Origin of the sequence: Microbispora hainanensis (assembly GCF_006874475.1) — a bacterium.
Lineage (GTDB): Bacteria > Actinomycetota > Actinomycetes > Streptosporangiales > Streptosporangiaceae > Microbispora > Microbispora hainanensis.
In genome coordinates this window covers 188,482-207,734 of the sequence record NZ_VIRM01000006.1, presented here as the reverse complement: position 1 = coordinate 207,734, position 19,253 = coordinate 188,482, and the positions used below count along the sequence as shown (strand labels likewise).

General features: G+C 72.2%; 13 protein-coding genes and 1 tRNA gene. 5 read left to right on the top strand and 9 right to left on the bottom strand.

Features of this window, described 5'->3' with window-relative positions:
- Nucleotides 1-17: 17 nt before the first annotated feature.
- Genes FLX08_RS07780 through FLX08_RS07770 form a run of 3 tightly spaced genes read right to left on the bottom strand, consistent with a single transcriptional unit; the run spans nucleotide 18 to nucleotide 4,325 of the window.
- A complete protein-coding gene (locus FLX08_RS07780) occupies nucleotides 18-1,304 on the bottom strand; it encodes a glycosyltransferase (RefSeq protein ID WP_142617523.1) in 1,287 nt (428 codons plus the stop codon).
- A 5-nt stretch (nucleotides 1,305-1,309) separates the two neighbouring features.
- On the bottom strand, nucleotides 1,310-3,370 hold the full coding sequence (locus tag FLX08_RS07775; protein WP_142617522.1) for an HAD-IIIC family phosphatase: 2,061 nt from the start codon (nucleotides 3,368-3,370) through the stop codon (nucleotides 1,310-1,312).
- Between the two features lie 28 nt (nucleotides 3,371-3,398).
- Nucleotides 3,399-4,325, bottom strand: a complete 927-nt coding sequence (locus FLX08_RS07770; RefSeq protein WP_142617521.1) for a TauD/TfdA family dioxygenase — start codon at nucleotides 4,323-4,325, stop codon at nucleotides 3,399-3,401.
- A gap of 507 nt (nucleotides 4,326-4,832) precedes the next feature.
- Between FLX08_RS07770 and FLX08_RS07765 the strand changes: the two genes are divergently transcribed.
- Nucleotides 4,833-10,343: a non-ribosomal peptide synthetase/MFS transporter gene (locus FLX08_RS07765; RefSeq protein WP_142617520.1), complete on the top strand. Its 5,511-nt coding sequence runs from the start codon at nucleotides 4,833-4,835 to the stop codon at nucleotides 10,341-10,343.
- A gap of 25 nt (nucleotides 10,344-10,368) precedes the next feature.
- On the opposite strand, the gene FLX08_RS07760 is transcribed toward FLX08_RS07765, so the two are convergent.
- The 4 genes from FLX08_RS07760 to FLX08_RS07745 form a co-directional block, all read right to left on the bottom strand.
- Complete coding sequence (locus tag FLX08_RS07760; protein ID WP_142617519.1) at nucleotides 10,369-10,644, bottom strand: HesB/IscA family protein; 276 nt, start codon at nucleotides 10,642-10,644, stop codon at nucleotides 10,369-10,371.
- Nucleotides 10,645-10,662: 18 nt separating this feature from the next.
- The gene (locus tag FLX08_RS07755) at nucleotides 10,663-11,271 is read right to left on the bottom strand and encodes an Rv1733c family protein (RefSeq protein ID WP_142617518.1); all 609 of its coding nucleotides are present in this window, start codon (nucleotides 11,269-11,271) and stop codon (nucleotides 10,663-10,665) included.
- A 58-nt stretch (nucleotides 11,272-11,329) separates the two neighbouring features.
- Entirely contained in the window at nucleotides 11,330-11,707 is a 378-nt protein-coding gene (locus tag FLX08_RS07750) for a hypothetical protein (RefSeq protein WP_142617517.1), read from the bottom strand.
- A gap of 130 nt (nucleotides 11,708-11,837) precedes the next feature.
- The gene (locus tag FLX08_RS07745) at nucleotides 11,838-12,809 is read right to left on the bottom strand and encodes a DUF2332 domain-containing protein (protein ID WP_142617516.1); all 972 of its coding nucleotides are present in this window, start codon (nucleotides 12,807-12,809) and stop codon (nucleotides 11,838-11,840) included.
- Between the two features lie 249 nt (nucleotides 12,810-13,058).
- On the opposite strand from FLX08_RS07745, the gene FLX08_RS07735 reads away from it, so the two are divergent.
- The gene (locus tag FLX08_RS07735; protein ID WP_167530307.1) at nucleotides 13,059-14,525 is read left to right on the top strand and encodes an endonuclease/exonuclease/phosphatase family protein; all 1,467 of its coding nucleotides are present in this window, start codon (nucleotides 13,059-13,061) and stop codon (nucleotides 14,523-14,525) included.
- A gap of 39 nt (nucleotides 14,526-14,564) precedes the next feature.
- On the opposite strand, the gene FLX08_RS07730 is transcribed toward FLX08_RS07735, so the two are convergent.
- Nucleotides 14,565-15,089, bottom strand: coding sequence for a GNAT family N-acetyltransferase (locus tag FLX08_RS07730; protein WP_142617513.1), 525 nt, complete (start codon nucleotides 15,087-15,089; stop codon nucleotides 14,565-14,567).
- A 102-nt stretch (nucleotides 15,090-15,191) separates the two neighbouring features.
- On the opposite strand from FLX08_RS07730, the gene FLX08_RS07725 reads away from it, so the two are divergent.
- The 3 genes from FLX08_RS07725 to FLX08_RS07715 all read left to right on the top strand — a co-directional run bounded on the left by FLX08_RS07725 (nucleotide 15,192) and on the right by FLX08_RS07715 (nucleotide 18,402).
- Nucleotides 15,192-16,598: a hypothetical protein gene (locus FLX08_RS07725; RefSeq protein ID WP_208761306.1), complete on the top strand. Its 1,407-nt coding sequence runs from the start codon at nucleotides 15,192-15,194 to the stop codon at nucleotides 16,596-16,598.
- Nucleotides 16,599-16,656: 58 nt separating this feature from the next.
- Nucleotides 16,657-16,730 (top strand) — tRNA-Lys (locus tag FLX08_RS07720).
- Between the two features lie 70 nt (nucleotides 16,731-16,800).
- Nucleotides 16,801-18,402 carry an SMI1/KNR4 family protein gene (locus FLX08_RS07715; RefSeq protein ID WP_142617512.1) on the top strand — a complete coding sequence of 534 codons (1,602 nt, stop codon included), beginning with the start codon at nucleotides 16,801-16,803 and terminating at the stop codon, nucleotides 18,400-18,402.
- 105 nt (nucleotides 18,403-18,507) lie between these two features.
- Here FLX08_RS07715 and FLX08_RS07710 read toward each other — a convergent pair whose 3' ends face one another.
- Nucleotides 18,508-19,221, bottom strand: a complete 714-nt coding sequence (locus FLX08_RS07710; protein WP_142617511.1) for a TetR/AcrR family transcriptional regulator — start codon at nucleotides 19,219-19,221, stop codon at nucleotides 18,508-18,510.
- Nucleotides 19,222-19,253: the final 32 nt, after the last annotated feature.

Here is a 19,253-nt window from a genome sequence, read left to right as displayed (position 1 = left end):
ACCCGGGAGCTCCCCCTCTACACGGCCCGGCGGGCGCGGGCCATGGCGGCCAGGCGCGTGCGCTGCTCCGGCGTGAGGCGCGCCAGCCGCTCGCGCGGGTCCGGCCGCGTCATGACCGCGTCGGTGCCGAGCAGCGCCTCGGCGTGGTCGGCCGCGACGCGCACGGCGTTCTCCGACGCCGCGTCGGCGGCGAGCGGCGCGATCCGCTCCCGGTATCCGCCATCCGCCTCGCCCTCTTCCAGGGCCCGGGCCAGCAAATCGGCCGCCCGGTCCTCGGTCCAGTGCGTCACGGGCAGCCAGGTCGCCACCCCGGCGCGCTCCAGCCGCTCGGCGTTGTCCGGACGGTCGACGCCGTGCGCCAGCAGCACCTGCGGGGTCGCCGACGACAGCGCCCGGGCGAGCGTGCCGATCCCGCCGTGATGGACGACCGCGGCGACATGGGGCATGACCGTGGCGAACGGCGCCGAGGGCACCCACTCCACCCCGTCGGGCAGCGACTCGGGCAGGAACGACGGGTGCCGGTTCACCAGCAGGGCCTTCCTGCCGATCCGCCGGCACGCCCGCGCCGCCACGTCGTAGAAGCGGTCGTGCAGCACCTGCCCGGTGCCGCCGGTGATCAGCACGGGCGGCTCGGCCCAGCCGGGCGCCGGCCCCTCCGCCGTGTCGCCGAGCACGAACCCGCAGCGGACGACGCCCTCCGGCGCCGGCTGGCCCGCGGCGTCGAACCATTCCGGCCACAGCGCGAGCTGGGTCGTGGCGCCGTTGAGATAGGCGGTCCAGTCGCGGACCGGCCGCAGGCCGAACTCCCGGAAGACCTCGTCGTACCCCTGCCCGAGCACGCGGCGGAAGAGGTTCGCGAGCACCGGCAGCGAGACGTACTGGTGGGGCGTGACCGACACCAGCGCCACCGGCACGCCGCGACGCTCGGCGGCCATCAGCGCGGCGATGCCCGACGTGTGCCGGGCGACCACCACGGTCTCCCCCGGCCGGTAGTGCGCCTCGATCATGCGGACCTCGTCGGCCAGCAGCTCGAACAGGCCGTTGCGCCGGTAGAGCGCGAGCACGCCCTCGGGGTCCTTCAGGGGGTCGAGCATGTAGCGCCGGGCGTCGTCCAGGTGCCGGTCGTAGCCCTCGTCCGTGTCGATCGGCAGGTGCCGAAGGCCCGCGGCCGCGATCCGGTCGGCGAACCAGGAGTGCGTCATCACGACGACGTCGTGGCCGCGGTCCGCCAGCTCGCGCCCGATCCGTACGAACGGGAGCACGTCGCCGTTGGTGCCGTGGGTGCTCAGCAGCATCGTGGCCATGCGGATCAGCCGTTCTCGGAGTCGAGCAGGGCGTCGATCTCCTCGTCCGACAGGCCCGCGAGCTCGTCGAGCAGCCCGGCCAGCTCCTCGTCGTCGGTGTCGGCGAGCTGCCGCTCCTCGATCGCCTTGGCGACCTCGGCGACGGTGAACGAGGTGGTGTAGAGCGTGTCGAAGGGCAGCTCGACGCCGAACTCGGCACGCACCCGCGCCATGAACTGCACCAGCCGCAGCGAGTGGCCGCCGAGCTGGAAGAAGCCGTCGCTCACCGAGGCCGGCGCCACGTCGAGCAGCTCGGCCCACATCCGCATGACGCCCGCCTCGACGGGGCTCGCTCCCGCCACCTCCGTCACGGGACGGGCGGCCCGCATGGCGTCGAGGATCGCGCCGGCGCCGGTCAGCCGGGTCGCGATCCGTTCGACGGCCGCCCAACCGGCGGGTCCGACAGATGGGGTGTCCTCGGCGGGCCCCGCTGCCCTCTCCTCAGCAGGGCCCGGCGTGTGGACGACGGCGGCCGCGCCGGCCGCGTCGAGGACATACCAGGCCGCCTCCTCGCCGTACGGCTCCACCGTCGCCGGCAGGGCGGCGAGGAAGTCCCTGGCCGGCTGGTTGCGCTCGGTCTCCCGGAACGCCAGGGCCACCCGGGCCAGCCCGCGCTCCCGCGCGAGGGCCCCCAGGTGCGCGAGCATGCGGTGCTCCACCCCGCGCCCGAGCGCCCGGCAGCTCAGCAGGAACGCGCCGGCGCGCAGCGTGTCGCCCTCCGTACGCACGTCGGTGAGGCCGACGACGCCGTAGTCGCCGAAGCGGTCACGCACGTCCACGACGAACTTCTCGTCGCCGTCCAGGCGGCGCGTCCCCGAGAGGTTGAACTGGTTGGTCCGCTCGGCGAGCTGCGCGGCCCTGGCCTCGTGCTCGGGACCGGCCGGGGTGATGGTCACCCGCAGGTCGAGCGTGGCGAAGAAGTCCGCGAGGGACATCTCGCCCCTGGCCTGCTCGCGCTGCCGTTCCTCCTGGTAGCGCCGGGTGCGCTCGCGGTCGGCCTCGGTGACCGCGGCCAGGTCGAGAGGCCAGCAGTGCCGCAGGAAGGCCGCCGCCTCGGCGGCGTCCGCCGGGAGCCTGAGCGTCAGCGCCTCGGGGCAGCCGGCCCGCACCTCGGCGCACTCGACCGGGCTGTCGTCGAGGAAGACGAAGGAGTCGAGCCCGAGGCCGAGCTCGGCCGCGATCGAGCGCAGTGAGACCGGCTTGGCGTCCCATCCGACGCGCACCGCGGCGACGTCGTCCAGGCCGACCGGCAGCTCCGGATGCCGCGCGAACACCTCGCGGACGTCCTTCTCCTCGTTTTTGCTGCACAGGCACAGCAGCCTGCCAGCGGCGACCTGGCGGGCCAGCTCGCGCCAGATCTCCAGCCGCTCGGGGCCGATGACCACGCCGTCGGGGCCGTCCTCGCCGACCACGCCGTCCCAGAGCGTGCCGTCGCAGTCCACGGCGACGACCTTGGGACGCGGGGTGGTCATGGCGTGCAGGCGGCGGACGGCCGCGGCGGCCAGCGCCGCGAAGTAGCGGTCGGTGTAGGGCACGTTGCCGGTCCGGTCGGCGAAGGCGTCGTGCACGTCCTCCGGCCCCGGCTCGTACGGCTCGGCGGAGGTGAGCACGGAGACGGCCGGGTCGTCCTGGAACGCCCGGACCAGCTTGGACGCGAGGCGCGCGTGCACCTCGGGCGAGCCGTGCTCGGGCGAGGGAGGGCAGACGACGAGCACGTGCGGACTGCCGGACCCGCGCGCCGAGGTGCGCAGCGCGGCGGCGAGGTCGGTGGCGACGGCCTCCGCCTCGTCGAGCCCCTCCTGCTCGGCCACCAGGTCTTCCGCCCTGATCAGCACGACGGCGGCACGGGCCCGGCCGAGCACGCTGCCCGAGTCGAGGAGCGAGGGGAAGACCTGGTCGTACGGCGCGAAGGCGACGGCCTCCCCGGCGTCCCCGTGGATGCCGAGTTCGGCGAGCCAGAACCGCAGGGCGTCCCCGATCGGCTCAGCGGTGAAGGTCGCGGCGACCCCAAGCCCGATCTTGTTCACTTCGGTGTCCCTTCCGAAAGGCGCGTGATCAGTCGGACATGGCCACGAGGATGCGGCGGGAGCCGGTGAAGGGCCTGCGGCCGTGCCCCACCAGCACGTTGTCGATCAGCAGCAGGTCGCCCTCCCGCCAGTCGACGTCCACCGCGTTGTCCAGGCCCCGGTCGCGCACCTGGATCACGTACTCGCCGGGGATCGGGGCGCCGTCGGGGAACGTCACCGACTGGGGCAGCTCCTCCGCCGGCATGAGCTCGGCGAGCATGGCGGCGGCCTCGTCGCCGATCGAGGCGGGGTGCCACTGGTCGGCCTGGTTGAACCACACCTCGGCTCCGGTCACGGGGTGGCGGGTGGTGGCCGGCCTGACCTGGGAGATCCGCACACCGCCGTCGGGCCGCCACTGCCAGTCCGCGCCGATGCCGTCGAGGAACGCGGCCACCTGGTCGCGGTCCTCGGTCTCGAACGTCTCCTGCCAGCTCTTGCCGAGTCCCCGGCCGGCGTGCAGGTTCTGGGTGTAGCGCACGCCCTTGGCGAAGGCGTCCCTGACCTCGTCGTCGAGCGACTCCAGCCAGCGCACGCCGTCCACGACGGGGGTGGCCCCGCCGGTCGCCGCCGCCTTCTCGCAGTAGAACAGCAGCCGCGAGGGCCAGGTGGCGGAGTAGGACAGCTCGTTGTGCATGGAGATCGTGTATTCGGGCGGATACTCGGTCGAGGTGTAGACGTTGCCGCCGACCTTGGTGCGGGGCGAGTTGCCGTGCACGTACGCCAGGCGGTTGGGCAGCAGCGTGTCCATGACGGCATCGAGGGTCTCGGGCGTGACGCCGAACCCCCGGAAGACGAGCGCCTTCTCGCGGACCAGCAGGTCGCCCACGTTCAGCTCGCGCAGCGGTCGCAGCAACCCCTCGGGTGTGGCGGCGAAGCCGTCCGGGGCTATTTCCAAGGGCTTCCAGAAGTCGTCCATGCGTCCTCCTTCTGCGCGGGATCCGGCCGCGGCCGAGCACGGGGAAAAGTCGAATTAAGAAGGCAGGCAGGCCCTCGAATAAGCGGCGCCCCTGCGGAAAGAGATTCCGGCGGCCAACATAGAACCCGGATCGGGTTACGCGCAAGAAACATGTTTCATCCGGTCTGCTCGACGGCGCCAGTCAAATTCTCCGACATATGCCTGTGTCTGCCGGCAATGCCGACGACTGCTCATGTTCGGTCGCCCGCAAATGCTGACGGAAGGTCGATTTCCCAATACCCTGCGCACGGGATCGCAGGTGGAAGCGAGGCTTGCGTTACCCAGCGTGCATCCCGTATCGTAAAATAATCACTTTCGTGGGAGCGCTCCCACGCATCTCGGCTCAAAGGCGGCGAGATACGCGGCGACGTCCTGCGGAATCGACGATCAAGCGTTTTCTGGTTCAACCACTTTTTTTGCGTGGTCAGCTGGTCCTGCGCATTGTCTGCGCAGAGAGGAGAACGCTCGGTGACGATAACGCCGACGACTGACAACGAGCATTTAATAGCGTCGCTTTCCCCACGCAGGCAGGAGGCGCTGCGCCGGCTCCTGGCCGCCAGGGCCGCCAAGGCCGCCGCCGCGACCGCGATCACCCCGCGCGGCGAGGGACCCGCCCCCTGCTCCTACGAGCAGACCCAGATGTGGCTCGGCGCCCGCTTCGCCGAGGGCGCCCCGGCGCCGAACGCCACGATCGGCCTGCGGCTCACCGGCCCGCTCGACCTCCGGGCCCTGACCGCCGCCCTGCACAGCCTGGTCGAACGCCACGAGATCCTGCGTACGGTCTACGAGGGCGACGGGCACGAGCCCCGGCAGGTCGTCCTCGACCCCGGGCCCGCGCCGCTCGACGTCGTGGACCTGCGAGAGCTGCCGGAGGCCGAGCGGGAGGCCCGGGCCCGGGAGATCACGTGCAGGGCCGCCGTCGAACGCTTCGACCTGGAGGCCGGGCCGGTCCACCGCACGACGCTGGTGCGGCTGGCCGACGAGGACCACGTGCTGATGTTCGTCTGCCACCACATCGCGTGCGACGGATGGTCGGTCGGCATCATCGTGGACGAGCTGACCAGCGTGTACGCGTCCACCCACGAGGGCCGGCCCGCCGAGGTGGCCGCGCCGCCGCTCCAGTACGCCGACTACGCGGCATGGTCTCGGCGTGAGCTGACCGGCGAGCAGCGCGAGCGGCGGCTCATCTACTGGCGCGACCGGCTCGACGGCGCGAGCGCGGTGGAGCTGCCCGTCGCGCGGGACGGCCAGGCCGTCACCGAGGGCCACCGGAGCGACTGCCACCTGTTCACCCTGCCGGAGGAGGTCCTGCGGGCGCTGCGGGAGGCCGGCGGCCCCGGAACCACCCCGTTCGTGGCCCTGCTCACGGTCTTCTCGATGCTGCTCGCGCGATACACCGGGCAGGGCGACCTGACGATCGCCACGGTGGACGGCGGACGCCGCCGCGTGGAGCTGGAGCCCGTGCTGGGCTGCTTCGTCAACGCCCTGCCGCTGCGCGCCGACCTGTCCGGCGACCCGTCGTTCCGGGAGGCGGCGGCGGGGGTCCGGCGCAGGCTCGGCGAGGCGCTCGCCAACCACCTGCCGTTCTCGGAGCTGGCCGGGGCGCTGAGCGACCGGGACGCCCGCAACTTCTCGCTGTCGACCGTGGGCTTCTCGCTGCGGGTCTTCCGCGACCAGCGCGGGCGCTGGCCCGGGCTGGAGGCGTCGGTCTGGGAGCACGAGGTCGACGACTTCACCTACGACCTCGCGCTGCTGGTGCACCTGAACGGCGCCGGCGACCCCGAGCTCTACCTGACCTACCAGAAGGACCGGTTCGACGCGGACGCCGTCGCCCGGATGGCCGGGCACTACCGGGCGCTGGCCGAGCGCGTCGCCGCCGCCCCGGACACCCCGCTGGCCCGCCTGGAGCTGCTCACCGACGCCGAGCGCGACGTGGTGCTGGACGACTGGAACGACTCGGCCCGGCCCTACCCGGACGTCGCCCTGCCCGAGCTGCTGGAGCGCCACGCGGACTCGGACGCGGTCGCGGTCGCCTTCGAGGGCCGCACGACCACCTACGCCGAGCTGCACGCCCGCGCGAACCAGGTCGCTCACCTGCTGCGCGAGCGGGGCATCGGCCCGGAGGACACGGTGGGCGTGCTGCTCGACCGGAGCCCGGATCTCATCGCCTGCCTCCTGGGCGTGTGGAAGGCGGGCGCGGCCTACCTGCCGATGGATCCCAAGTTCCCCGCGCAGCGCGTGCACGACATGCTGTCGATCGCCGCGACCCCGCTGGTCCTGACCTCGGCGGGCTACGCGCACCTGTTCGACGGCGCCGGCGTGCTGGACGACGTCGTCGACGTGGAGAGCGGCGTCCTCGACGACCTGCCGCGCCACCCGGCAGGCGTGCCGTACGACATCGACCGGCTGGCCTACGTGATCTTCACGTCGGGGTCGACCGGCAAGCCGAAGGGCGTGCAGGTCACCCACCGCGGGCTGGTGAACCACGTGTGGTGGGCCGTCGAGGACCTGGCGTACCAGGGCGACGGCGGCGCGCCGCTGTTCGGCTCGGTGGCGTTCGACCTCGTGGTGCCCAACCTGTGGGCGCCGCTCGTCGCGGGCCGCCGGGTCACCGTGCTGCCGCAGGACTTCGACATGGGCGAGCTGGGCGCGCTGCTGGTGGCGGGCGGGCCGTACGCCTTCATCAAATGCACTCCCGGGCACCTGGAGGTGCTCGGTCACCAGATCGACGCCCGGCAGGCCGCCGCGCTCGCCGGGAAGATCGTCGTGGCGGGCGAGGCGCTGCCCGGCTCGATGGCCAACCGCTGGCTGGAGATGCTCGGCCCGGGCCGGCTGATCAACGAGTACGGCCCCACCGAGGCGTCGGTCGGCACCTGCGTCTATCCCGTGCGGGACGCCCAGCTCGTGGAGGTCGTCCCGATCGGGCGCCCGCTGCCCAACATGCGGATGTACGTCCTGGACGCCCACCGGCGGCTGCAGCCGGTCGGCGTGCCGGGCGAGCTGTACGTCGGCGGCGTGGGCGTGACCCGCGGGTACATGAACCGGCCGGACCTCACCGAGGAGCGGTTCCTGCCGGATCCCTTCAACCCGGGCGGCCGGATGTACCGCACCGGCGACCGGGTGGCCTGGACCCGCGACGGCGACGTGGCCTTCCTGGGTCGCTACGACGACCAGGTGAAGATCCGCGGCTACCGCATCGAGCTGGACGAGGTGCGGGCGACCGTCCTCGATCACCCCGGTGTGCGCGACGCGGTCGTCACCGTGCACGCGTTCACCCCCGAGGACAAGCGGCTCGTCGCCTACTACGTCCCCACCGGGCCGGAGTTGTCCGAGCTGGCGGACCACTGCGCGGAACGGCTGCCGGACTACATGGTCCCGTCGGTGTTCGTGCCGCTGGAGACCATCCCGCTCAACGCCAACGGCAAGGTGGACCGCAAGGCACTGCCCGATCCGGTGGTCCGGGTGGGCGACGACCTGGCCGAGCCGACGACCGAGACCGAGATCGTGGTGGCCGGGGTCTGGCGGGAGGTCCTCGGCATCGACGCCGTCTCGATCGACGCCGACTTCAACGCGCTCGGCGGCCACTCGCTGCTGCTCATCCGCATGGTCGCCAAGCTGCGCCAGGCGCTGCCCTCCGACGGCTACCAGGTGACCGTGCTCGACGCGATCGCCAACCGCACCGTGCGGGAGCTGGCCGCGGTGATCGACGCCGCCAACGGCACTCCGGAGAGCACCGCCGAGGAGGGCCCGCGCGGCCTGCTGGTCGAGCTCACCCGGCCGGTCAAGACGCCGACGCTGTCGCTCGTCTGCATCCCGTACGGCGGGGCCAGCGCGATGGTCTACCAGCCGCTGGCCGACGCGCTGCCGGACGGCCACTCGCTGTTCGCGGTCGCCCTGCCCGGCCACGAGCTGGGTGTCGAGGAGAGCACGATCCCGTTCCACGAGGCCGCCCAGCGGGTCTGCGACGAGGTGGTCGAGCGCGTGCGCGGCCCGGTCGCGTTGTACGGCCACTGCGTCGGCAGCGCGCTGACCGCCGAGATCGCGCGGCGGCTCGAGGCGGCCGGGCGGCGTGTGGAGGCCGTCTACATGGGCGGCAGCTTCCCGTTCGCCACCCCCACGAAGGGCCTGAACGGCCTGCTCGGGCGCATCTTCCGCAGCAAGGCGCTGGACAACGCCAACGCGCACGCCAACTGGCTGCGCGCGATGGGCGCCGACCTCCAGGACCTCGATCCCGAGCAGGTCGACCACATCATCCGCACTATGCGCGTGGACGCGCGGGCCGGTGAGGACTACTTCAGCGAGCTCGTGGAGCGGCAGAGCCCGCAGCTGCGCGCCCCGGTGATCTCGATCGTCGGCGACCGCGACGCGCTGACCGACTTCTACCAGGAGCGCTACCGCGACTGGCACTGCGTCTCCGAGACCACGGCGCTGGTCGTGATGGCCGAGGCCGGCCACTACTTCCTCCGCTATCGCACCGAGGAACTGGCCGCGATCGTCACGACCACCCACGCCGCCGTCGAACGCACCGAAGAGTGGCGGCCACGCCCGCCCGAGGACCCGGCGACGTGGTGGCGGCAGGCGCTGTCCACCGACCGGAAGGCCGACGTCGGCGGGCCGCAGCCCAGCCTGGGCCGGTTCTTCACGGTGGCGACCGGTCAGATCGTCTCGATGATCGGCGCCGTGATGACCGAGTTCGCCGTGCCGATCTGGGCCTACCTGAAGAGCGGCTCACTGGTGCAGTTCGGCCTGTTCGCCATCATCGGGCTGGTGCCGGGGCTCGTCCTCGCGCCGCTGATCGGCGCGCTCGTCGACCGGTATGACCGCAAGCGGGCGATGCTGGCCGCCGACGGCCTGTCGCTGGCCGTGCAGGCCGCGCTGCTCGCGCTGATGGCCGGCGACGTGCTGAGCATGCCCCTGCTGTACGGCCTGCTGGTGGTGCTGTCGATATCGGTGACCCTGCAACGGGTGGCCTGGCAGTCGGCCGGTCCACAGCTCGCGCCCAAGCACTATCTGCATCACGTCGGCGGCGTCGTCCAGCTCGGCAACGCCGTGGCCCAGCTCATGGTGCCGCTGTTCTCCGTCGCCGTGCTGGCGCTGATCGGCATCGAGGGCATCCTGACCGCCAACGTGGTCTGCTACGCGATCGCGTTCGCCGTGACCCTGCTCGTGCGCTTCCCGGCCACGATGGCCTGGCGGCGCCGCGAGACGGTCTCCGCCGAGATCCGCAACGGCTTCCGCTACCTGCTGCGGCGGCGCGGCCTGCGGGCCATGGCCTTCACGATGTTCATCGTGAACTTCTTCCTGTTCACCGGGTTCATCATGATCTCGCCGCTGGTGCTGTCGGTCGGCGAGCTGGCCGACACGGGGCGGGTGGCGCTGCTCGCCGGGATCGGGGCGGTCTGCGGCGGGCTGATCATCACGCTGTGGGGTGGCCCGCGTGACCGCCGGATGTTCGGCATGCTGGCGGCCGCCGGCGTGCTCGGGATCTTCTGCGCGATCGCCGGTCTGCGCCCGTCGCTCGTCCTCATCACGGTCGGCGCCTTCGGCATGTCGCTGATGATGACGATCAGCGACGGCATCTGGCTGACGATCATCCACTCGAAGGTGCCCCAGCGCTACCACGCCCGGGTCATCGCGATCAACCGGATGCTCGCGCTGTCGACCCAGCCGGTCGGCCTCGCCGTACAGGCCTGGCTGGTGGGGCTGCTCTTCGAGCCGCTGATGCGGCCGGACGGCCCGCTGGCCGGCACGGTCGGGAAGGTGATCGGAGTCGGCGAGGGCCGCGGCATCGGCCTGCTGTACGTCGTGTGCGGCCTGGCCATCGCGCTCACGATCACGCTGGCCCTGCGGCATCCGGCCCTGGCGAGGTTCGACCAGGAGACCCCGGACGCCGAGCCGGACGACCTGGTCGGCCTGGAGGCGCTGCGCAGTCGTCAGGAGGCGAGCGTCCCGCCGCCGCGGGTCCCGGCCGAGCTGTGAGGACGGGCGACAGGTGATCAGGTGATCAGGTGAGGCGGAAGGTGGGCCGGCCGCCGGGCCCGGTCTCGGCGTCCAGCGTCTTGCCGCCGACGGTCTCGGCGACCTCCGGTTCGACGAAGACGCGCACGTCCGCCTTCTCGATCACCTCGTCACCCGAAAACGGCGCGCTCACCAGCGAGAGCTCCAGCGAGGCGGGCTCGCCCGGCTTGGCCGCGATGCGCAGGCCCGCCTCGTCGGGGAGATACTCCCCCACCATCAGATCGCGGATCGCCCGAACGGCGTGGTCGGTGACTGTCAGCACGACGCGCCTCCTGTGTGCTTACGCGTCCTTGGGCTTGCGCCGCCGGTTCATCGCGAGCCACCCGGCGTCCCAGGCGGCGTACCTGTGGTGATCGAGACGGCGGCGCACGAGGGCGAGGCAGGCGAGCAGCATCGTCAGCGACAGCGCCGCCGTGGCCGTTCCGGACGCGACGCCGTCCGCGACCGTGTCGATCCGGCTGCGCGGGCCGTCGCCGGGCCTGCCCTCGTGGTCCAGCCAGATCCGCACGGGCGTGCCGGCCTTGGCCGCCGAGGGCACCGGCGCCTGCCCGGTCACCGTGCGGCCGTCGGCGGTCGTCCAGGCGACGCCCGTGCGCAGCCGCGCGGCGGTGCCCTCCACCGCGACCCAGGTGGCCGCCGGCGCGTCCCGGGTGACAGTGGCCGTCACCCATCGCCCGGAACGCTCCTCGGCCAGGCCGCCGCGATAGACGGCGGCGCCCACGGCGCACGCCGCGCCCAGGCTCAGCACGCACAGGATCAGTAAGGCCAGGACGGCCAGGGACTCGACGCGGTCGGTGCCGCGCCGTAACGGATTGCCGTCGGGCAGGTAGCGCCGCACCCGCATCGTCACCGGGCCGGTCGCCGGTCCGGTCACCGGGCCAGATCGCATCGCGTCACCCCTCCTCCTCGTACGCCTTCTCATGTGCCTTCTGGCGACGCAGGGCGTCTCACTCGCCCGGCTCCTGAAACCGCGGCGCGTCCGGCGGAGGGCCGGAGGGCTCCTGGATCAGCGCGTTCAACGTGGTGTCTTCGGTGATGGCGCGCTCGGCCTCGGCGGTGTCCTCCAGCGCGACGATCCGCTCGGGTCGCCGCGTCTCCCGCTCCGCCTCTTCCCGGGCCCGTACGGCCCCCTCGATGGCCTCCAGCATCTCGTCCCGGCTGTAGGAGCCCTCGGGGATCTCGTTCAGGAGGGCGAGGGTCTCGGCCGGCACATGGATGTCCGCGGCGGCGGCGGAGTAGAGGTCGCGGCGCGTCACGCGGAGGCGGTCGTGGAAGAGCTCGTCCACGACCTGGCGCAGCCGCTCCGTCTCCGCAGGGTCAGGCATGCCTTCTCCTTCCGGTCTCTCCTTACCCCCCGCGGTGCGGATCCCACGCGCAGCTTGAAGATCGGCTGACGGATCGGCCCGGAGATCGGCCCGGAGATCGGCTCGGAGATCGGCTCGGAGATCGGCTCGGTCAGGCGAGCCAGTCGAGCCACTCGCCGTGCGGCCCGGCCATCGCGAGCGGTTCGCCGTCGAGCGCGGGCAGGAACGCCAGCCGCCGCTCCGGCAGCCCGGCCGTCAGCTTCGGAAGAAGGGAGGGCAGCCGGGGCGAGCCCTCGTTGGAGATCCACCGTACCGGCAGGCCCCCCACCCGAAGGTCGCGGACGAGCGCCACGAAGCGGTCCCGCGCCCCGGCGTCCAGGTAGGGCAGGAGCGCGCTGTGGAAGACGACGACCGTCGCCCCGGCGGGCGCGGCGGCGACGAGATCGGGCAGGGCCGCCGTGGCGTCCCCCCGCACCAGGCGGGGCGGGTCCTGCCGCGCCATCCGCACCGCCCCGCGCAGCCGGGCGAGCCGGTCCTGCTGCTCCGGCCACACCAGGCACTCCAGCCAGCGCACCGCCTCGTCGTCGCGTACGTCGATGGGATCGAGATCGAGCCCGGCCCGCCACACGACCTCGGGGAGGCGCTCCGGCACCGGCACCTTCCCGTTCGTCCGGCAGGTGAGCAGGACGGGGCTCCCGGCCGGCCCGATCTCGGGCCCGTCGTCATACCGGTAGCGGTAGCGGTCCGGGTAGAGGCACAGCCCCGCCGACGCGCCCACCTCCACGAGGGCCAGCGGCTGCGGCAGCGCCGCCAGCACCGGCAGCAGGCTCGCGCACCGGCCCGCCTCGTTGGTCTGCGTCCGCCGGGCGAGCATCGTCTCCCGCACCTCGGGCCAGTGGCGCACGGTCCACTCCCGGAAGGCGCCGAACTCGTCGTACGGCCCGCCGAGGAAGCGCACGGCGGCCAGCAGCAGGTTCGGCTGCCGTTTCGGCTCCGGCAGGCCGTCGATCAGTTCGATCAGCCCGGGATCGGCGGCGATCGCGAGGGCGAGCGCCTCGTAGACCGGGCTGTGCCCCCTGACCTCGCGCTCCGCGAAGTACCTGTACCACTCGGCCGTCTCCATGCCCGCCTCCCTGACGTCGACGTTCCATCAAACCAGGAGGAAAGGAGCACGCGAGAAAGGGCCCCGGCAACGGACACCACGTACGCCCTCAAGGTAATCGAAAGAAAAGGCGAGGACCGTTTACACCACGGACGGACAGGAAAGCCAAGGCGGCACGGAACGATTCACGGCGGGTCGCAAATACCGACATTTCATTATGGGGGAAATGTCGGAGAGCCCGTGCATAGGAGAGTTGCATTGCCCAGAAGAATGAGCCTTGTCGCGCTTCTCGCGGTCGGCGCACTGCTGACCGGCGGCGCCGTCGCCCATGCCGCCGCGGACGGCACTGCCGGTCTCGAGACAGCGCGGATCCTGCCCGGTGACGCCGCCGCCGGCCTCTCCTCTCCACACCCCGCGTCTCCACACCCCGGCGCGAGCCGGAACAAGAACAAGAACCATCAGCGGCAGCGGGGCGACCAGGGCCAGAGCCAGAGCCAGAAGCTGCTCCGTGATTTCACCCAGGTCCTGTCCCCGGTTCAGCAGTCGACGACGCAATCGAGGGCGCTGCCGGACAACCGGCAACTCGCCCATTCACGCACGATCACCTCGAACACCCAAAAGACCGATTCGCACGTACGGAATTCATCGGCACAGAAGGCCAAGCAGAGCGTCAAGGGCCGACAGAACGTCGGCGACCAGCAGAACGCGGCGCAGCCCGTCCGGAAAAACCCCAAGAACGAGCCGGCGCCGAAACCCTGCGATCCCAACATTCGCGTCATGACGCAGAACATGTACGTGGGCAGCAGCTTCGCGCCGCTGATCGCCGCGCAGACGCTCCCGCAGTTCCTCGCTGCGGTCACGACCGTCTACCAGAACATCATCGCGAGCGCGCCCGCCGAACGTGCGGCCGCGGTCGCCCGCGAGATCGCCCGCAACGAGCCCGACCTGGTGGGACTCCAGGAGGTCGACATCATCCGCACCGGTTCGCGGCCGGCGGAGAACGTGCAGTCGGACCAGTTGCAGGCCCTACTGGCCGAGCTCGACCGGCTGGGGCACCACTACGAGACGGTCGGCATCATGCCCGGCTTGGACATCGAGGCGCCCAGCACGCTCGGGTTCGACGTGCGCCTCACCTATCGTGACGTGGTCATCGTCAGGGCGGACGCGGCCAGGAAGATCACGCTGTCCAACCGGCAGGTGCAGACCTACGTGATCAACTCGACGCAGCCCTCACCCGTCGGCGCCATCACCGACATCCGCGGCTGGATCTCCGTGGACGCCACCGTCTGCGGGCGGACGTTCCGCTTCGTCAACACCCATCTGGACTCGACACCACCGTTCACCGTTCAGCGGGCGCAGGCGCAGGAGCTCGTGGCCAGTGCGGCGAACACGCGCCTGCCCGTCGTGTTCGTCGGCGACTTCAACGCCAACGCCAGTGACCCGGACGATCCGACGTTCGCCACCTACCGCTTCCTTCTCGACCAGGGCTTCGCCGACGCGTGGAAGCTCCGGCGACCCGGGGACCCCGGATTCACCTGCTGCCAGGCGCCCGACCTGCGCAATCCCGTCTCCTCCCTGACGCGCCGCATCGACCTCGTCCTGTTCCGCGGGGCGTTCGGGGTCAAGAACATCAACGTGGTCGGGAACAGGGAGGCCGACCGTACGCCGCTGGGCCTGTGGCCGTCCGACCACGCGGGGGTCGTGGCGACACTGCGGCTGCCCGGCGCCGGGAAGTAGACCGGCTGGTCCGTACGGACCCGCGGGAGGCCGGCGCCTTCAGGCTCCGGCCTCCCGCCCCGTACCGCTCGGCCGTTCCCAGGTCCACAGGCGTTCGCCGTCCTCGACGTGATCGGTGGGCAGCAGGCCTATGCGGCCGGCCACCGCCATGGACGCGTGGTGATCGGGATGGATGTGGGCCTCGATGCGGGCGACGCCGCGCGCCCGCAGCCATCCGGCCAGGGCCGCCGCCGCCTCCGAGGCGTACCCGTGGCCCTGCCAGGCGGTCCCCACGACCCACGCGACCTCGGCCCGCCGCCCCTCGTCCGCCACGGTCGCCTGGACGTAGCCGACCGCTCGCCGGTCGATGTCGCGGCGGATGATCCAGTTGAGCCACTCCTGCCGCCCGTCCGGGGAGCGGCGGGCTTCGAGCCGGGCATACCTGGCGCGTAGCTCCGGCAGGGTGGGCGCGGCTCCGCCGATGAAGGCGTACAACTCCTCCCCCGCCAGCACCTCCGCCATTTCGTCCGCGTCCTGCACGGTCAGCGGCCACAACGTGAGCCGCTCCGCCGCGATGATCTCCATGTGCCGAGTCTCCTCCGTCCCGGCCCGTGCGCCCAACGGCTTTTCGCGGGCGGCCGGATAACCGATCGATTTCCGGCGGGCACGGCCGACATCATGGCGGGCATGAAGCACCGCACGGGTTCCGAGCACTCCCGCGGGGAGGCGCTCGCCGAGCTGCACGGCTCTCTGAACCGCCGCTACCGGCCGGAGGACGTCGCCGAACTGGTCCTCCAGGCCCTGGCCGGACGGCTGTCGGGCCGTGAGCGCAATCTGCTCGCCCGCGCCGCGCGGCACTCCTCGCGCGGATGGTTCACCTCGCTGCCGGACGACTACGCGCGCCCCGTCGGCGGCGCGCGCCAGGTGGCGGCGGCCGCCCGGCTGTTCGGCGTACGGGCGGACGTGGACCCCGACGACCCCGAGTCGCTGCGGGCGTACGCGGGCACCGCCGGGCGCATGATCGGGTGGAGACCGGGCAGGTCCGACTTCCTCGCCGACCGGCTCAACCGCGAGGCCCGAGAGGCCGCCGGGATGGACCTGTCGAAGCGGCAGTACAACCGGCGGTTCCGGATGCTGCGCCGCATCGAGGAGAAGGCGGGCACGCTCGAGACCGAGCAGGACAAGCGGCGGCTGCTGCTGATCGGTGTCACCGGCTTCGGCGCGAGCATCCCGCTGGAGCGGTTCGTCGCGGACCCGGACGCCGCCTGCTTCGTGGCTTACTACACGGCACGCCGCAAGCTGCGCCGCGAGTTCAGCCTCTCCGGGCGGGACAACCCCTTCGACGAGATCGCGGAGGTGCTGCTCCGCCGATGCGGGGACGACGCGGACTGGTGGATGATCGCGCAGGTCCGGGCCATGCCCGACGTGCTGCACCGTCTCACCGACGGGGAGCGGGGACGGCTGCTCGGTCAGTGGTCCGCGGTCATGCGGCAGGCCGCCCGGTTCCTGGGGCGGCGCTGGCGACCGGCCACGGATCGGACGTCGATGGTCGTGCGGCGCGGCGACGACTCCAGCACGTGGAACACCCTGGCGGGGGCCTACAACGCCGCCCGCGCCGGGTGGCTCGCGTGCCTCGCGTCGCTGGACGCTCTGGAGCTGCTCGACGCGTCCTGCCCGGGGAAGGCGATGCGGCTGATGGCCGCAGACCTCGCGGCCTGGCACCGCTCGACCGGCGGCGACATCGATCCCGCCACCCGGGTCTGGGCCGCGCTGCCGCCGCCCTGGGAGGTGCTGGACGGCACGGCGTCCTGCACCCGTGCGGACGTCGAAGCGACCTGCCGTACGGCGGGGCTCGACCCGGAGAAGTCGGGCTGGACGGCGCCCACGCCCACGCGTCGTGTCGCCGTGTTCCGGCCCACGCCCGAGCTGGTGCACGGGGTCGCCGTCGCCGATCCGGTGTGGGCGGCCCTGCTGCGCCGCGCCGGGGTGTTCAGCGGCAGGCCCGTCAGACCCGATCTGGCGCCGGACGCCCTGCACGGGCTCCGGGCCGGCGTCGTGACCGGCGACCTGCCTCCCGCCGTGGAGGCGGATTGATGCGTGGCGCGTTAATGCGTGGCGCGGCCGGGGCCGGTCGAGCAGACTGGACCCCGGCCCCGCCGTAGTTCAGAGGTAGAACGCCCGGCTCTTCATCCGGGTGGACGCCGGTTCGAGCCCGGCCGGCGAGGACCTCCATGAACGGATCACGGCACCTGCGAACGGCCTGAGATCTGTCGGTCAAGATCGATACAGTGCGCCGGTGATCAGATCGCGGCGTGTCGTGTGGCCGGCGCTCGTGGGCGTGCTTCTGCTGGGCGGGGTCGCCGGTGAGCCGGATCTCATGGGGGAGTCGGTGATGTGCTCCTCCATATCGATGGGCGGCACCGTGTCGCTGTCCTGTGACGATCCCGAGTTCGAAGCCGAGATGAAGGCCAACGCCCTCACTCCCGAGGAGGCGAAGAGCATCGGGTGCCCGCCGGTGCAGTGGGGCGACGAGGCGAAGCTCACCCCCGACATGCTGCGGGACCCGAGCTTCGCGACCGCCGAGCCCACCTACACCCCGCGTACGCCCGATCCTGCGATCGCGGCGCGGGTGAACCAGGCGTGGGACCGCATCGAACGCTGGCTGGGCGCGCACGCCTCGGCCACGCTGCGCAGGCTCAAGTTCGGCGCCGACCCGCAGAGCCTCGCCGGGTGGGAGTCGAACCACGGCCGCCGCCTGCCCGACGACCTGTACGTCTCCTATCTCCGGCACGACGGCGCCGACGGCAACCTGGGCGCGGGGTTCCAGCTCCCGCCCGCGTACGGCCTGCTCGGCCTTTTCGAGATCGACTACATCAACTGGGGCAACTGCCAGGACCTGGTGATGGAGGGCGACCTGGACGCGGCCGACCCCGAGGACGGGAGATGGAACGGCAGCTTCCTGGCCGTCGGCAGCGACGGCTCCGGACGGGAGCTGTTCGTCGAGCCGCGGACGGGCCGGGTGGGCGAGGCCGGGGCGCAGGAACAGGTGGAGTATGACGGCCCGATGGGCTGGCCGTCGCATCTGGCGATGCTGGAGGCGCTGACCGGCGCGCTGGAGCGAGGCGAGGCGCTGCGCGACTGGCATCCGGTCGTCACCACGGGCTGCGAGCTGCGCTGGGCCGAGGAGCCCACGCCCCTGCGGCAGGGCTGCGCCGGCGGCCCCCGGCCGTCCCCCACCCCGACGCCGACCGTGGAGCCGACCCCGGAGAAGCCGACGGCCGGGGAGCTGCGCGCCGTCGGATGCCTGCCGGGCCGCCGTACACCCGGCCGTACGACCCGGGTGCGCATGCCGGGGCCGCGCGTGACCGCCGAGGTCAACGCGGTGTGGCGGCGCATCGAGCGGTGGCTGGCCCGGAAGGCGCCCGTCACGTACAAGAGCCTGCGGCCACCGGCCCGCCCTCTGGACATCGCCAGGTCGGAGGCGGCGATGAGGCTGCGCTTCCCCGACGACCTGCGTGCCTCGCTGCTGCGGCACGACGGCGCCGGCTCGTGGGGATTCGGCCCCGCCCCCTTCTATGAGCTGATGTCCGCTGAGCACATCCACAGCGAGTGGAAGATGCTCTGCGACATCGGTCCCGACGGCTACTGGTGGGACGGTCACCTGATCCCCTTCGCCTACGCGAACGACGGCGGCAACCTCTTCGTCGACACCCGTACGGGGAAGACCGGTGAGTTCTTCAACGAGGAGGGCCTCACCCTGGAGGGCGACGTCGTGTGGCCGTCCTACCTGGCGCTGCTGAAGGCGACCACGAGATCGCTGGAGACCGGCAGGCCGATCCGCGGCTGGCGGCCGAAGATCGTCAAGGGCGCGCTGCAGTGGGAGAGCACCCGGGGGTGAGCACCCCCGGGCCCGGTCGGGCAGGCCCGGGGCCGCTCCTTGCTCCTTCATGAACGCCGCCCTGCCCCGGCTCATTCGTGATCTTGCGTTTCCGACGCGGCGCGATCACGACAGCCTGCGCGCGATCCCGTCGAGGACGAAGTCGAGCCCGATCGCGAAGCGTTCCTCCGGCGTGGGACCGGCCGGATGGGTGAGCCATTCCGTGAGATGGGGCAGGCCGCCGTCGGCGGCGGCCAGGTCGCGCAGCGCGGCGACGGCGGCGTAGAGCCGGGCGTCGTCGTCCAGGCCCTGGCGCCGCTCCTGACGGGCCTCCTCGCTGTCCTGCAACGCGCTGCCGAGCACGTGCCGATCGAGCAGCGCCGCGTAGGTCATCGCATCGCCGACGCTCGCGCCCTGCCGTACGAGGACGGTGAGCATGAACTCCAGCCGGCGCATCATGTGCGGGCCTGCCGGAGGACGGGCGTGGACCAGCACGGCGAACCAGGGATGCCGTGACGTCATCCGCCGGGTCTCCAGGGCGAGCGTGCGCAGGTCGTCACGCCAGTCGTCGCCGGGCTCGGCGGGCAGCGGGATCTCGGCCGTGGCCGCGTCGAGCATGAGGTCGAACAGGCCCTCCTTGCTGTGCACGTGCCGATAGAGGGCCATCGGCGAGTAAGGCCCGAGCCGGGCGGCGACCGCCTTCATCGTCAGGCCGTCGAGCCCGGCCTCGTCGGCCACGCCGATCGCCGCCGCCACGACCTTCTCCCGGTCCAGCCCGCGCCTGCGCGGTTGCGGCTGGGTCCAGATCAGCGGGAACCCGTCCGTCTCTCCCTCTCCCATGCCGTAAGTTTACGCCATACACTCTATGTGTA

Bases quoted from the DNA above. Each gene is read 5' to 3' on its own strand.
- FLX08_RS07730 (WP_142617513.1), bottom strand. From the start codon at position 15,089: ATGGAGATCATCGCGGCGGAGCGGCTCACGTTGTGGCCGCTGACCGTG.
- FLX08_RS07745 (WP_142617516.1), bottom strand. From the start codon at position 12,809: ATGGAGACGGCCGAGTGGTACAGGTACTTCGCGGAGCGCGAGGTCAGG.
- FLX08_RS07770 (WP_142617521.1), bottom strand. From the start codon at position 4,325: ATGGACGACTTCTGGAAGCCCTTGGAAATAGCCCCGGACGGCTTCGCC.
- FLX08_RS07725 (WP_208761306.1), top strand. From the start codon at position 15,192: ATGAAGCACCGCACGGGTTCCGAGCACTCCCGCGGGGAGGCGCTCGCC.
- FLX08_RS07710 (WP_142617511.1), bottom strand. From the start codon at position 19,221: ATGGGAGAGGGAGAGACGGACGGGTTCCCGCTGATCTGGACCCAGCCG.
- FLX08_RS07735 (WP_167530307.1), top strand. From the start codon at position 13,059: ATGAGCCTTGTCGCGCTTCTCGCGGTCGGCGCACTGCTGACCGGCGGC.
- FLX08_RS07780 (WP_142617523.1), bottom strand. From the start codon at position 1,304: ATGGCCACGATGCTGCTGAGCACCCACGGCACCAACGGCGACGTGCTC.
- FLX08_RS07755 (WP_142617518.1), bottom strand. From the start codon at position 11,271: ATGCGATCTGGCCCGGTGACCGGACCGGCGACCGGCCCGGTGACGATG.
- FLX08_RS07750 (WP_142617517.1), bottom strand. From the start codon at position 11,707: ATGCCTGACCCTGCGGAGACGGAGCGGCTGCGCCAGGTCGTGGACGAG.